Origin of the sequence: Aestuariimicrobium sp. p3-SID1156 (assembly GCF_025144225.1) — a bacterium.
Taxonomy (GTDB): domain Bacteria; phylum Actinomycetota; class Actinomycetes; order Propionibacteriales; family Propionibacteriaceae; genus Aestuariimicrobium.
The window spans coordinates 203013-215621 of record NZ_JALXXB010000002.1 but is presented as its reverse complement, the minus strand read 5'-3'; the positions used below and the strand labels follow the sequence as shown (position 1 = coordinate 215621).

Annotated in this window: 14 protein-coding genes; 6 read left to right on the top strand and 8 right to left on the bottom strand. The window is 68.9% G+C overall.

From position 1 onward, the window contains the following. Positions 1-15 precede the first annotated feature (15 nt). From M3G03_RS03760 to M3G03_RS03725, 8 genes are all read right to left on the bottom strand, one after another. Positions 16-663, bottom strand: a complete 648-nt coding sequence (locus M3G03_RS03760) for a redox-sensing transcriptional repressor Rex (protein ID WP_259808214.1) — start codon at positions 661-663, stop codon at positions 16-18. 43 nt (positions 664-706) lie between these two features. Then, entirely contained in the window at positions 707-1120 is a 414-nt protein-coding gene (locus tag M3G03_RS03755) for a glutaredoxin family protein (RefSeq protein ID WP_259808213.1), read from the bottom strand. Between the two features lie 28 nt (positions 1121-1148). After that, on the bottom strand, positions 1149-1250 hold the full coding sequence (locus tag M3G03_RS03750; RefSeq protein ID WP_002550589.1) for a 30S ribosomal protein bS22: 102 nt from the start codon (positions 1248-1250) through the stop codon (positions 1149-1151). Positions 1251-1405: 155 nt separating this feature from the next. After that, entirely contained in the window at positions 1406-2212 is an 807-nt protein-coding gene (gene proC, locus M3G03_RS03745; protein WP_259808196.1) for a pyrroline-5-carboxylate reductase, read from the bottom strand. Next, a complete protein-coding gene (locus M3G03_RS03740; protein WP_396121869.1) occupies positions 2209-3243 on the bottom strand; it encodes an aspartate-semialdehyde dehydrogenase in 1035 nt (344 codons plus the stop codon). The genes proC and M3G03_RS03740 overlap by 4 nt, the downstream gene beginning before the upstream one ends. Before the next feature lie 33 nt (positions 3244-3276). Further along, complete coding sequence (locus M3G03_RS03735; protein ID WP_259808591.1) at positions 3277-4041, bottom strand: CPBP family intramembrane glutamic endopeptidase; 765 nt, start codon at positions 4039-4041, stop codon at positions 3277-3279. A gap of 41 nt (positions 4042-4082) precedes the next feature. Then, on the bottom strand, positions 4083-5015 hold the full coding sequence (locus M3G03_RS03730) for a proline dehydrogenase family protein (protein ID WP_259808195.1): 933 nt from the start codon (positions 5013-5015) through the stop codon (positions 4083-4085). Next, complete coding sequence (locus M3G03_RS03725; RefSeq protein WP_396121879.1) at positions 5015-5935, bottom strand: TIM barrel protein; 921 nt, start codon at positions 5933-5935, stop codon at positions 5015-5017. The genes M3G03_RS03730 and M3G03_RS03725 overlap by 1 nt, the downstream gene beginning before the upstream one ends. Positions 5936-5974: 39 nt before the next feature. Here M3G03_RS03725 and M3G03_RS03720 point away from each other — a divergent pair, with 39 nt between their 5' ends. From M3G03_RS03720 to M3G03_RS03695, 6 genes are all read left to right on the top strand, one after another. Continuing rightward, on the top strand, positions 5975-6757 hold the full coding sequence (locus tag M3G03_RS03720; protein WP_259808193.1) for a hypothetical protein: 783 nt from the start codon (positions 5975-5977) through the stop codon (positions 6755-6757). Between the two features lie 112 nt (positions 6758-6869). After that, positions 6870-7508, top strand: a complete 639-nt coding sequence (locus tag M3G03_RS03715) for a VOC family protein (RefSeq protein ID WP_259808192.1) — start codon at positions 6870-6872, stop codon at positions 7506-7508. A 235-nt stretch (positions 7509-7743) separates the two neighbouring features. Then, positions 7744-9006 carry an ammonium transporter gene (locus M3G03_RS03710; protein WP_259808191.1) on the top strand — a complete coding sequence of 421 codons (1263 nt, stop codon included), beginning with the start codon at positions 7744-7746 and terminating at the stop codon, positions 9004-9006. A gap of 135 nt (positions 9007-9141) precedes the next feature. Next, complete coding sequence (radA, locus tag M3G03_RS03705; RefSeq protein ID WP_259808190.1) at positions 9142-10548, top strand: DNA repair protein RadA; 1407 nt, start codon at positions 9142-9144, stop codon at positions 10546-10548. Positions 10549-10655: 107 nt separating this feature from the next. Further along, a complete protein-coding gene (gene disA / locus M3G03_RS03700; protein WP_259808189.1) occupies positions 10656-11699 on the top strand; it encodes a DNA integrity scanning diadenylate cyclase DisA in 1044 nt (347 codons plus the stop codon). A gap of 54 nt (positions 11700-11753) precedes the next feature. Further along, positions 11754-12527: a hypothetical protein gene (locus M3G03_RS03695; RefSeq protein ID WP_259808187.1), complete on the top strand. Its 774-nt coding sequence runs from the start codon at positions 11754-11756 to the stop codon at positions 12525-12527. The last annotated feature ends 82 nt before the right edge of the window (positions 12528-12609 follow it).

Sequence of the window (12609 nt, the reverse complement as noted above, 5' to 3'; positions counted from 1 at the left end):
TCGTTCACGTCCTGCTCAGGCATGCTCCACCACGCGTCGGCGGGCCTGGTGGTAGCTGAGGATCTGCAATTCCTGGGCAAAGTCGACATTCCGCACGGCCACGTCAGCGGGAACGTGCAGGGCAACCGGAGCCATGTTGAGGACACTGGTGATGCCCGCCTCCAGGGCGAGGTCGACGACCTCCTGGGCAGCGGACGCCGGGGTCGCGACCACGGCGAGTTCCGCGCCGGTGCTGCGGATCGTCTCGATCATGCGGTCCGGGTGGGTGACCACCACCCCGTTCACCTCGGTGCCGACCAGCTCGGGGGCAACGTCGACCAGACCGACCACCTTGAAGTTGAGGTCGGCGAAACCAGCATGGCGGACCAGCGCCTGGCCCAGGTTGCCGGCGCCGACGATGATGACGCGACGGACCCGGGTGCCGCCGATGATCCGGAGGATGGCGCGACGCAGCTGCTGCACGTTGTAGCCCACCCCACGGGTGCCATAGCTGCCGAACTGGGAGAGGTCGCGTCGAAGGAGCGCGGACTGCACCCCCGATGCTTCGGCCAATGCCTCCGAACTCACGGTGGCAACGCCCTTGTCGGACAGTTCGGTGAGTTCGCGAAGGTAGAGCGGCAGACGTCCGATGCTCGCGCCCGAAATCTGTTCGGTCGTGCTCATCGGTCCTCCTTGGGCCACATCGTCATCCAAAATGTGAATGCTGTCACAGGCTGGGCGGACTTGACCAGTCCGCACCGGCCAGGGCACTGGCCAACTGTCCCTCATCGAGGCTCCAGTAGGCCAGGAGTCGCCCGTCAACGAAGACGACCGGCACGTGGTCGGTGTACCGCTCCCTGAGGGTGGGATGGTCGTCGACGTTCAACCCGGCCCAGGTGCCCGGCGCGCAGTGGGCCTGGACGGTGTTGAGGGCTTCGCTGCACAGGTGGCAGCCCTCCCGGGTCAGGACGATCACCCGGGCGCCGGCGTCGAGGGGGCCGAGGAACTCCTCAGGTGCGGCGGGGTCAAGGCCTCCACCCGACGGCCCGGGCGCAGGGACCTGCGCAGCCGGCGGTCGGGTGGAGGCAGCGTCTGCGCGGCGGCCGATGCCCAGCCAGCGCTTCAGGGGACGTCCGCGCATGGGAGACCTCCCAGCGTCAAGACGGGAATTACTTGCCGGCGCGACGACGCTGGATGCGCGTCTTCTTCAGCAGCTTGCGGTGCTTCTTCTTCGCCATGCGCTTGCGACGCTTCTTGATGACAGAACCCACGATGGTGGCCTTTCGAGTGTGTACAGGAATCCGGACCGCATGGCAGCAGCCCAGAGGCAATGGTCAAGCATACCGGCGGCGAGCCCCTGCGAAGAAATCGACGACGCGGGAAAATCCGCTCCTCTGGGCGCGGAATCATCGCCAGTCGGGCTGCTTCAGCGGCCCAGTTCGGCTGATCGTTCGGACGCCGCCCGCATCGCCTCCAGCAGGGCCGTCCGCAGGCCATGCGCTTCGAGGGCGGCCAGGCCGGCGGCCGTGGTTCCTCCCGGGGAGGTGACCTGCTCGCGCAGGCGGCCGGGGTGTTCACCGGTTTCCAGCATCCCGGCCGCTCCTGCGAAGGTCTGACGCACCATCTCGTCGGCCTGCCGGCGAGTGAGCCCCAGGGTAACCCCGGCGTCAATCATGGCCTCCGCCACCAGGAAGAGATAGGCGACGGCTGAACCGGCCGAAGCGACGACCAGGTCCTGCTGGGGCTCGGGGAGCACCACCACCTTGCCGACGGCCTGGAGCAGTCGCTCGGCGATGTCCACGGCCTCGGCGTCAGCCGAGGTGCCGGCGGAGATGCCGGTCATCGCCAGGCCCACGGCGGCCGGGGTGTTCGGCATCGCGCGAACCACCCTCGCACCCTCAGGCAGTGCATCCTCCAGGGCGGCCGTGGAGATGCCGGCCGCCACCGACACCACCACTGTTCCCGGGGCGACCGGGAGCTGGCGGGCAACGGAGAGGATGTCCTTCGGCTTCACGGCGAGGAGCACCACGTCGGCACCGCTGACTGCTTCGGCGTTGTCCGTGGTCGTGCCGATACCGAGGTCGGCAGCGAGCTTGGCACCGCTCCCCTGCGTGCGGGTGGTGGCCACGACCTGGTCGGGAGCGACCCCGGCCCTCAGCAACCCCCCGATGATGGCCGAGCCCATGGACCCGGCCCCGATGACGGCCAGCCGACCGTCCAGCGGGCTGGTCATCGAGACTGGAGCTCCTGGGCGACGAGTTCGGCGATCTGGATGGCATTCAGCGCGGCACCCTTGCGCAGGTTGTCATTGGACAGGAAGAGCACCAACCCCTTGTTCTCGGGGGCGGACTGGTCGGCGCGGATGCGACCCACCAGGGAGGGGTCGGCACCCGCTGCCTTGCGCGGCGTGGGAATGTCGACCAGCTCCACACCCGGGGCGTCCTTGAGCAGTTCGGTGGCGCGCTCGGGGGTGAGGTCGCGCTCGAACTCGGCGTGGACCGCCAACGAATGGCCGGAGAAGACGGGGATGCGCACGCAGGTGCCGGCCACGCGCAGGTCGGGCAGGTGCAGGATCTTGCGCGACTCATGGCGCAGCTTCTGCTCCTCGTCAGTCTCCCCGCTGCCGTCGTCGACGACCGAGCCTGCGACCGGAACCACGTTGTGGGCGATCGGCTCGAGGTAGGGCGCAGTGTCGCCGGCCTCGAAGACCGAGCCATCGCGGGACAGACGGGCCGGGTCGGGGGTGTTGGCAAGCTGCCCGGCGAGGGCGTCCACCCCGGCCAGACCGGAACCGGAGACGGCCTGGTAGGTGGCCACCACCAGTCGGACGAGACCGGCCTCGTCGTTCAGCGGGGCCAGGACCGGCATGGCGGCCATGGTGGTGCAGTTCGGGTTGGCGATGATTCCCTTGGGGCGATCCTTGATGTCCCCGGGGTTCACCTCGCTGACGACCAGCGGGACCTCCGGATCCTTCCGCCAGCCCGAAGAGTTGTCGATGACAACCGCGCCAGCGGCGGCGACCTTGGGACCGTACTCGAGGGAGGCCTCCTTGCCGGCGGAGAACAGGGCGATGTCGAGCCCGGAGAAGTCGGCGGTGGCGACGTCCTCCACGACCACGGGCTTGCCCTGGAAGTCCAGGGTCTTGCCGGCGGAACGCGCCGAGGAGAAGAAACGAATCGAGCTGATCGGGAACTCGCGTTCCTCGAGCAGCGTGCGCATCACCGCACCGACCTGGCCAGTGGCCCCAAAGACTCCAACATGCATGGGGGCGATTCTACGTGGCGCTCCTGACGACTCCTACAGCCAACCGACATGCGGCTTCAGCAGCGAATACCCGACGAAGGCGAAGCAGTCGATCAGCCCGTGGGCCAGCACCAGCGGCCACAGACGTTTGGTCTTGAGGAAGAACAGGCCGAAGGCCACCCCCATCAGCAGGTTCCCGATGAACCCTCCCCAGCCCTGGTAGAGGTGGTAGCTTCCCCGGACCACAGAGCTGACAAGGACGACCGTGGCCGCCCGCCAGCCCGCCTGACCCCAGCGGGTGAACAGGTAGCCGATCATCACCACTTCCTCCAGGAAGCCGTTCGCGAAGGCGGCCGCGACGAGGACGGGGATGGTCCACCAGGTGTCGGTCAGGTTCGCAGCCGCGACGGTGGTGTTGATGCCCATGGCCTTGGCGCCCAGGTACAACCCCAGACCGGGGACGCCGATCGCAGCGGTGATGAGCCAGCCCCAGACGATGTCGAACCCCCTGCGTGAACCGTCGAGTCCCATCGCCCGCAGGCGTCCCGGGGGTGGAAGAACGGTCGCGACCAGGAAGCAGGCCATCAGCGCCGGAACAACGAGAAAGAACGTGTTCGCCAGTTGGTAGAGCAGGTCGAGCCAGGGCCGGTCGGGGGTGACCGAGACGTTCAGCGTGGAGGTCTGCTTCTTCAGCGGTTGGTCTGGGCGGGTGGACCTCTCGATGATGCGCAGGATCGCGTAGACAGCGGATTGCCCCAGCGACAGACCCAGCAGCAGGATGGTCTCCCAGACCAGTCGCCTGCGGCGGGCACTGGGCATGACAGCGGTCGGCACGGCGGCGGCCGTAGCCCCTCCCCCGGTCATCGCCGGCTGAGCAACTGCCGCAGCACCTTGCGGAGCATGTCGGGATTGTCGATCACCCGGTCCGCGAGGTAGTCGTACCAGGCCCGCCCATAGGGGATGGAGACCCGCAGAGGTCGCCCGGTGTCGACCAGGCGCCGGTGTTCGAGGGGACGCACACCCATCAGCATCTGGAACTCGTAGTCATCGCGGCTTCGGTCGCTGCGTCGCACGAGCTCGTGGGTGATCGAGACGATCCGCGGGTCATGGGAGGCGACCAGGGGGGTGGCCGGGCTCTCCATCAGGGTGCGCAGCATCCGCACATAGGCCCGGTCGACCTGGTGGCTGGTGTCCCAGCGCTCCTCCACCGGCGTCTGGTAGGCGCCCTTGACCACGCGGACACGGCTGCCCTCGGCCAGGAACTCGCTGAGGTCACGTGCACTGCGCCGCAGGTTCGCCTGCAGTGTGATGCCCAGGCCCGGGTGCTGGGGGCGGAGGCTGCGGGCCAGGTCAAGGGTGTCCTCGATCTGGTCGGCGCGTCCCATTCCCATGGTGATGTGGGCCCCCACCCCCTCGACGGCGGACGCGACGCGGCCGATGCGCTCCCTCGCGCCCTCTACGTCGCCGACGTCCAGCCCCAATCCGTGGGCGGAGACCGAGACGTCGAAGCCCTTCAATCCGGAGGCCGCAGCCAGGCGGACGACCTCCAGGTAGTCGGCGGTGATGGCGTCCGGGTCGGGCAGGTTGACCGACGAACCGACCGCCTGGGTGAAGCTGACGTCCAGCCCTTTCGAGACGCGATCGAGGGCGACGACGATCGCCTCGGCGGGGTGGTCGCCAGCGATGAAGCGGTCCACGACCTCCTCGAGGTGCCCGCCGCTGCCCACCAGGTCCGCGACCCGATCGCTGGTGACCAACCATCGCGCGCTGCGACGGAGCCGTGAATCGCGCATCAGCCGTCCCTCCAGTCATTGCCACGCGCGCCCTCGGGATCAGGGCCGAGCTGGTCGGGGTCAGTGGCCGTGGCCAGCAGTTCCAGCGCCTCCTGGGTGTGCTCGACGGTGGCCTTGTCGACCTTCTGACCCAGACGGGTCCGGATGTCGATGAGGGTCTGGCCGAGCATCGCCTCGCGGCGGGCACGGTTGCCCGCCTTGCGCGAATTCACCTCGAGTACGATCTGGCCGTCGTAACCCGCCTCGACCAGGTCATCGAGCAGTTCCCAGGCCTCCTGGTTGCCCTCGCCGGGGAAGAGGTGCTCGTCCTTGAAGGAACCGTTGCCATCGGTGAAGTGCAGGTGACCCAGGCGCCCTCCCCAGTTCTTCACCAGTTCACGCGACTTCGCGCGAGCGGTCGAGGCGTGCGAGAGGTCGAGGGTGAGGTGGTCGTAACCCATCTCGGACGGGTTCCAGTGCGGGGCGTAGGTCATCAGCCCGCCCACGGGCGTCCGCCATGGGTACATGTTTTCGACGCAGAACTTGATCGGGGCGAACTGCTCGTTCAGCCTGCGAATCCCGTTCACGAAGGTCTTGCCATAGGACCGCTGCCAGACGAAGGGCGGGTGCACCACGACCACCTTCGCCCCCAGCCGCCGGGCGGCCTCGCCCGAACGTCGCAGCTTGTCCCACGGGTCGGCGCCCCAGGTCGACTGGGTGACCAGCAGCGTAGGGGCGTGGACGCTCGCCACCGGCACCTGGTGGTAGTCCCGCAGCGCCTCGACGCGGTCGATGTCGGCAGCCACCGGATCGATGCCGATCATCACCTCCACGCCGTCGTAGCCGATACGCGCGGCGAGCTCGAAACCACTGGAGGTGGCTTCGGGGTAGACCGAGCTCGTCGACAGGACGACCGGATTGTTCGCGCTCACCCCGCCCACGCTACCGCTCCCCCGTGACACGGTCGTAGGCTTCTCCCAATGAGGACGCGCGTCATCTCCGACGAGATCACATCTCCCATCCCGCGGTACTGGGTCGAATTCATCGACCCAGCTGATAACGCGCAGCTGATCAGGGCCGATCTGACCTGGCTGACCAGCGACTACTCCTGCATTTTCGGGGCGGGCTGTCGGGGCATCGACTCCGAGCGTCCGGACGCCGGATGCTGCACCTTCGGAGCCCACTTCACCGAGGCTGCCGATGAGCAGAACGTCGCCTCGCACGTCTCGCGGCTGACCCCGGAATTGTGGGCACATCGCGAGTCGGGGTTGCGCGAGGGGTGGGCGGTCGATGACGAGCCTGACGGTGCCGGAGAGAACGGGCGCAAGACCCGGGTCGTGGACGGGGCCTGCATCTTCTGCAATCCGGGCGGCTTCGAGGGTGGCGCGGGGTGTGCGCTGCACCTGCTGGCGCTTTCGGAGGGACGTTCGCACGTGGAGACCAAGCCCGAGGTCTGCTGGCAACTCCCCTTCCGGCGCCAGTACCGACATGGTGAACGGGCCGACGGGACACCCACCCTCGACATCTCCATCGGTGAGTTCGGACGCGAGGGCTGGGGCCCGGGCGGGGCCGACCTCGACTGGTACTGCACGACTGCCCCCTCGGCCCATGTCGGGAGCGAGCCGCTGTTCCGTTCCGGACGCGACGAACTTGTGGAGCTGGTCGGCGCCCATGCCTACGACGTGCTGGTCGGGCATTGCGAGGCGTTCCTCGCCAGGCGAATGCCGTTGCACCCGGCCACGCAGGAAGCACGAAGCACGTAGCGACGCCGGGATGCGCCCACGGATGGGCGTCCCCACCGGACCGGGGCGAGGGAAGCTGGGCATTCACGCACCCCGATTTCGTGATGTGCTCACTGCGGGCAAGAATGGACCCATGCATGTCGACCACCTGACCTTCGCAGCCGGCCCCGAGGGCCTGGAATCCACCGTCGACCGGCTGGGTGCAGCGCTGGGCGCCAAGTTCATCAACGGTGGTTTCCACCCGCGCTTCGGCACCCGCAACAACCTCCTCCCGCTGACCGACGGCCGCTACGTGGAGGTCGTCGAGGTGCTCGACCACCCCGCCGCCGAGAAGGCCGTCTACGGTCAGGTCGTGCGTGCCCGCTCCGAGATGGGCGGTGGCTGGCTGGGCTGGGTCATCTCCGTCGATGACATCGCCCCCTACGAACAGCGCCTCGAGCGCCAGGCCGTGCCCGGTTCGCGTCACTTCCCAGACGGTCGCCTGCTGGAGTGGGAGCAGATCGGCGTTCGCGGCCTGATGTCGGACCCCCAGCTGCCCTACTTCCTGACCTGGAAGTCCAGCCCAGACCTGCTGCCCTCGGCTCTTGAGGGGTCGATCACCCTGAAGTCGATGCACATCGCCGGTAACCGTCCGCGGATCGAGGACTGGCTGAACGTCGACCTGGAGGATGGTCTGGATGGCGTCGACATCGAGTTCACCTCCCCCAACGGAACCCCCGGCCTGAACGCCGCGGTCTTCGAGGTCCCGGGCAAGGGCGAAGTTCGCATCTGATTCCGCTCCCCCTCGCCGGCCCCTGTCTCGGCCCCTGCGCCCGCCTGCTCTGGTGTTGTCGGGTTGACCCCAGATGGTGTCGCGATGTACTCAGGTGTCCATGAATCGCAGGGGGGGTTTTCAACGCCCGACTCCTTCGGTAGCCTCCCCGCATCGGTCCCGATCGGGGCCGGGCAGCGAGGCCGTGGGACCGGCGTTCGCCCCCGGCTCGCGGCCCGGACCAAAGGAGACCCCCATGGAGGAGTCGAACGTCCTGGATGCAGGGACAGTATGGATGGTGACGAGCGCGGCGATGGTCCTGCTCATGACACCCGGACTGGCCATTTTCTACGGCGGCATGACCCGCGCAAAATCCTCGCTCAACATGATCATGATGTCCTTCGTCTCGATGGGCCTCGTCGGAGTCGCCTGGGTCCTGTGGGTCCACGGCATGACCGGCGGAGACGGGTGGGCCGGGGTGGTGGGAAACCCCGCCGGTGATCTCGGGCTGACCGGCACGATGGCCGAGGGCGGGCTCGTCGCCGCGGCCTACGGCGCCACCTTCGCGATCATCGCGGTCGCCCTCATCTCCGGCGCGGTGGCCGACCGCTTCAAGTTCGTCACGTGGTGCGTCTTCGTGCCCGTCTGGACGACCGTCGTCTACGCCCCGCTGGCCTACATGGTGTGGGGTGGCGGGCTCCTCTCTGCGGACGGCGCCGTCGGCGCGCGCCTGGGTGAGGCCCTCGACTTCGCCGGTGGCCTCGTGGTGCACATCAGCGCCGGCGTGGCCGCCCTCGTGCTCGCGCTGCTGCTGGGCAAGCGGCAGGGCTTCGGAGTGGACCCCGGTCACCGACCGCATAACGTGCCGTTCACCATGCTCGGCGCGGCCCTGCTGTGGTTCGGCTGGTTCGGGTTCAACGGGGGCGCAGCGGGCGGTGTCGACGAGCTCGGGCTGATCTGGGTGGACACCCTCGCCGCCGGCGCCGCCGGCATGCTCGGCTGGGTGTTCGTGGAATGGAAGCGCCGCGGGCGCCCGACCTCGATCGGCACCGCTTCCGGGATCATCTCGGGCCTGGTCGCCATCACTCCCTCCTGCGCCTATGTGAGCCCCCTGGGCGCCGTGGCGATCGGCCTGGTCGCCGGTGCGGCCAGCGCGCTCGCGGTCAACCTCAAGTACCGCCTCGGCTTCGACGATTCGCTCGACGTCGTCGGCGTGCACCTCGTCTCCGGCATCCTGGGCACCGTGCTGATCGGCCTCTTCGCCCTGCCGGACGAGGGCCGGGCGGGCCTGTTCTACGGCGGAGACGCCGGTCTCCTGGTGTCCCAGACGGTGGCTGTGCTCGTCGCCGTGGTCTTCACGGCCGTGGTGACCACGGCCATCGCCCTGGTCCTGCGCAGGACCATGGGCCTGCGGGTGAGCCGGGAGGACGAGGAGCGGGGCGTCGATCTGACCCTGCACGACGAGTCGGCCTACGACGTCGGCTTCGGTGGGGTGCCCGTTCCCGCGGACGCGCGGTGAGCCGCCGCGGAGGGGTGAGGCCGGTCGGTTAGGCCTGGCGGGCGCCGCGGTGGATGCCGGGGCGCCCGCGACCAACCGGTCCGGGCCAGTCGAACCTGCTTTTGAAGGATCACACCGCGGCCTAGGGTGGCGGACATGGCGAAAGCGAAGACGACCGACGCGTTCCAGTGCACTGAGTGCGGCTGGACGACCGTGCGCTGGGTGGGGCGCTGCGGGGAGTGCCAGACGTGGGGGTCCGTGGTCGAGAGGGGAGCGCCCAAGCTCCCGCAGGTGACCACCTCGGCGCCGACCACCAAGGCGATCCCCATCGGGCAGGTGCCGCAGGCCCAGCAGGACCGTCGTCTGACCGGGATCGGCGAGCTCGACCGCGTCCTGGGTGGCGGTCTGGTGCCCGGCGTGGTCGCACTGTTGGCCGGAGAACCGGGCGTGGGCAAGTCGACGCTCCTGCTCGAGGTCGCCGCCAAGTGGGCCGCCGGGGACGCCGCCAGACCGGGCGAGAAGACGCTCTACATTTCGGGTGAGGAGTCTGCCGCCCAGGTCCGCCTGCGGGCATCCCGCACCGGGGCGCTGGCCGATCACCTCTACCTGGCCGCGGAGAACGACCTGGGCACCGTCCTGGGGCACATCGAGGAGGTCGAACCCAGCCTGCTGGTGGTCGACTCGGTCCAAACGATCGGCACCGCCGAGGCCGACGGCTCCCCCGGCGGGGTGTCGCAGGTGCGCGAGGTGACCGGCGCCCTGGTCCGGGTGGCGAAGCGGCGCGGCATGGCGGTCATCATCGTCGGGCACGTCACCAAGGAGGGCTCCATCGCCGGCCCCCGGACGCTGGAACACCTGGTCGACGTCGTGCTCGCCTTCGAAGGTGATCGCCACTCCGGTTTCCGCATGGTGCGCGCCACGAAGAACCGTTTCGGGCCGGCCGACGAGGTGGGCTGCTTCGAAATGAATGATGCGGGCATCGTCGAGGTCCCCGACCCGACCCACATCTTCACCACCCAGCACTCCGAACCGGTCCCGGGCACCTGCGTGACCGTGACCATGGAAGGGAGGCGCCCGCTGCTCGCGGAGCTGCAGGCGCTCGTCGCCCCGTCGCCGTACCAGACCTCACCCCGACGCACGACCCATGGCCTGGAGAGCTCCAGAGTGGCCCTCGTGCTGGCGGTGCTGGAGCGCAAGGCGCGCATCCCCTTGTCACAGAAGGACGTCTACGTGTCCACCGTCGGCGGCGCGCGCGTCAGCGACCCCTCGATCGACCTGGCGGTGGCCATCGCGATCGCCTCAGCTGCGGTCGACCGGAACTTCCCCCAGCGCGTGGTGGCGATGGGGGAAGTCGGCCTGGCCGGCGACCTGCGGCGCGTCCCCGGGCTGGAGCGGCGGGTCGCCGAAGCGGCGCGGCTGGGCTTCGAACTCGCCATCGTGCCCGCGAACTCGCGTGACCAGTCCCAGAAACTGCCGCGGATGCACGGGCTGAAGGTCGTGGAGGTCTCGACCCTCGCCGAGGCGCTCGGCGTCCTCGACCTGAGGAGGTCTGCCACCGAATAGCGGTCAGATGGAGAAGGCGCCAGCCCGCTCCCAGAATGCGGCCCAGAAGGCGGCCACCGATCCCACGGACTGGGACCGATGCGGCGGCCCAGATTAGGATCGACTCCATGGAATCCGCCGACCGACTCCGTCACTACCAGGCACTCATCGCGCCGGGCACCGCCTTTCGCGATGGCCTGGAACGCATCGTGCACGGACGCACCGGGGCGCTGATCGTGCTCGGCAACACTCCTGAGGTGCAGAAGACCATCTCCGGCGGCTTCCCCATCGACGTCCCCTTCACCCCCAGTGCATTGCGCGAGCTGTGCAAGTTGGACGGCGGAATTGTGCTCAGTGACGATCTCAGCCGCATCGTGCGCGCAGGCGTCCATTTCGTGCCGAAGGGCAACCTGCCCACTGAAGAAACGGGGACGCGGCATCGCACCTCGGATCGCCTCTCGCGCCAGACCGGGGTCCCCGTGGTGGCGGTGTCGGCGGCGATGGCGACCATCAGCCTGTTCATGGACGGTGTCCGGCATCCGGTGGAGTCGACCCAGCTCGTGCTGGCGCGGACCAACCAGGCACTGACCGCCATGTACAGCCATCGCCTGCAGGCGGTCCAGCTGGGTCGGGCGCTCAACGTGCTCGAAATCCAGGACCAGGCGACGGTCGCCGATGTGGCCCGGCTCGCCCAACGGCTGGAGTTCGGGCGCCGACTCGAACTCGAGGTACGTGATGCGCTGGTCGTGCTCGGTGTCGAGGGACGCCTCCTGGAGACGCAGGTGGCTGAGCTCTCCCACGGGCGCGACCGGGAGTTGTCGCTACTGGGGCGCGACTACGTGAACGACGGGCCCGGGGCTGCCGGGCTGGAGGCGCTGGACGACACCCAGCTGCTGGACCTCTCCCAGGTGGCCGCCGCTTTCGGGTTCGGCCGGTCCCACCTTGATGATCGGGTGCGTGCCCATGGCCACCGTCAGGTCTACGCCCTGCCACGGATCAGCGATGACCTGGCCGAACGGCTGATGGGAGAGTTCGGGACGCTGCAGGACCTGCTGGCTGCCTCGTCGACCGAGCTCGCGGCGGTGGAGGGCATCAGCGTCCAGAGGGCCCGCATGATTCGCGACGGCTTGATGCGGATGACCGAGGCTGCGCTCAACGACCAGCTCTCCTGAGGGGCTTCGGCGGGGCTCACGGCCATGAGGGTGTCGGCTGGTTAGTCTCACGCCATGGACACTCTGCTCCACCCGGTCGGTCCCGAACCGGAGCGCACCTACTGGATTCGACGTGGCATCGTGGCGGCAGCAGTGCTGCTGGTCCTGGTCCTGCTGTTCTGGTTCCTCGGCGCGCTGTTCGGTGGGGGCACGGAACAGACCGGCGCGCCCGCCCCGCAGGAGTCCAGTGCGACCGCGGGTGGCCCGTCCTCGAGCCCGTCCTCCGCGACATCAGGTGCGTCCACTGGTGGGGCCTCCAGCACGCTCGCCGCGTCGGGATCCAGCTCCAGCTCGGCCTCCCCGACCACGAGCACGAGTGCCTCGGCGGGCAGGACCCCCGCCACGCCCTCGCCCTCGGCGTCCCCGTCGAGTGCGAAGCCGAGCGCCAGCCCCACACCGACCGGACCGGTGATGTGCAAGCCCGAGGACGTCGTCGTGAACGTGTCCGGCGCCAAGACCGTGAAGTCGGGTGCGAGCACCCAGCTGTCGGTGACCTTCACCAGCGCGACTGCCTGCATTCTCGACTTCTCCGCGGTCCCCTTCGACCTGACGATCACCTCGGGCTCGGACCGGATCTGGTCCACCGAGGACTGCGGCGCCTCCCAGGTCTCGGGCCTGCTGAAGCTGCAGCCCTTCAAGCCGTGGAGCCACTCCTGGACCTGGAACACCCAGCGTTCGGCCGCGGAGTGCAAGAGCGTGGACGAGTACCTCCGCCCGGGCACCTACGTGGCCACCGCTGAGCTGCAGGGTTCCCAGAAGCGCGTCCAGGTGATGCAGCTCGTCGGCTGACCGGTGCTCGGGCGTGCTCTTCCCGCCCCCGCGCCCACCCCGAGCGCCCCGGCGTGGCCGGACGCGGCCTCCCGATTCCAGA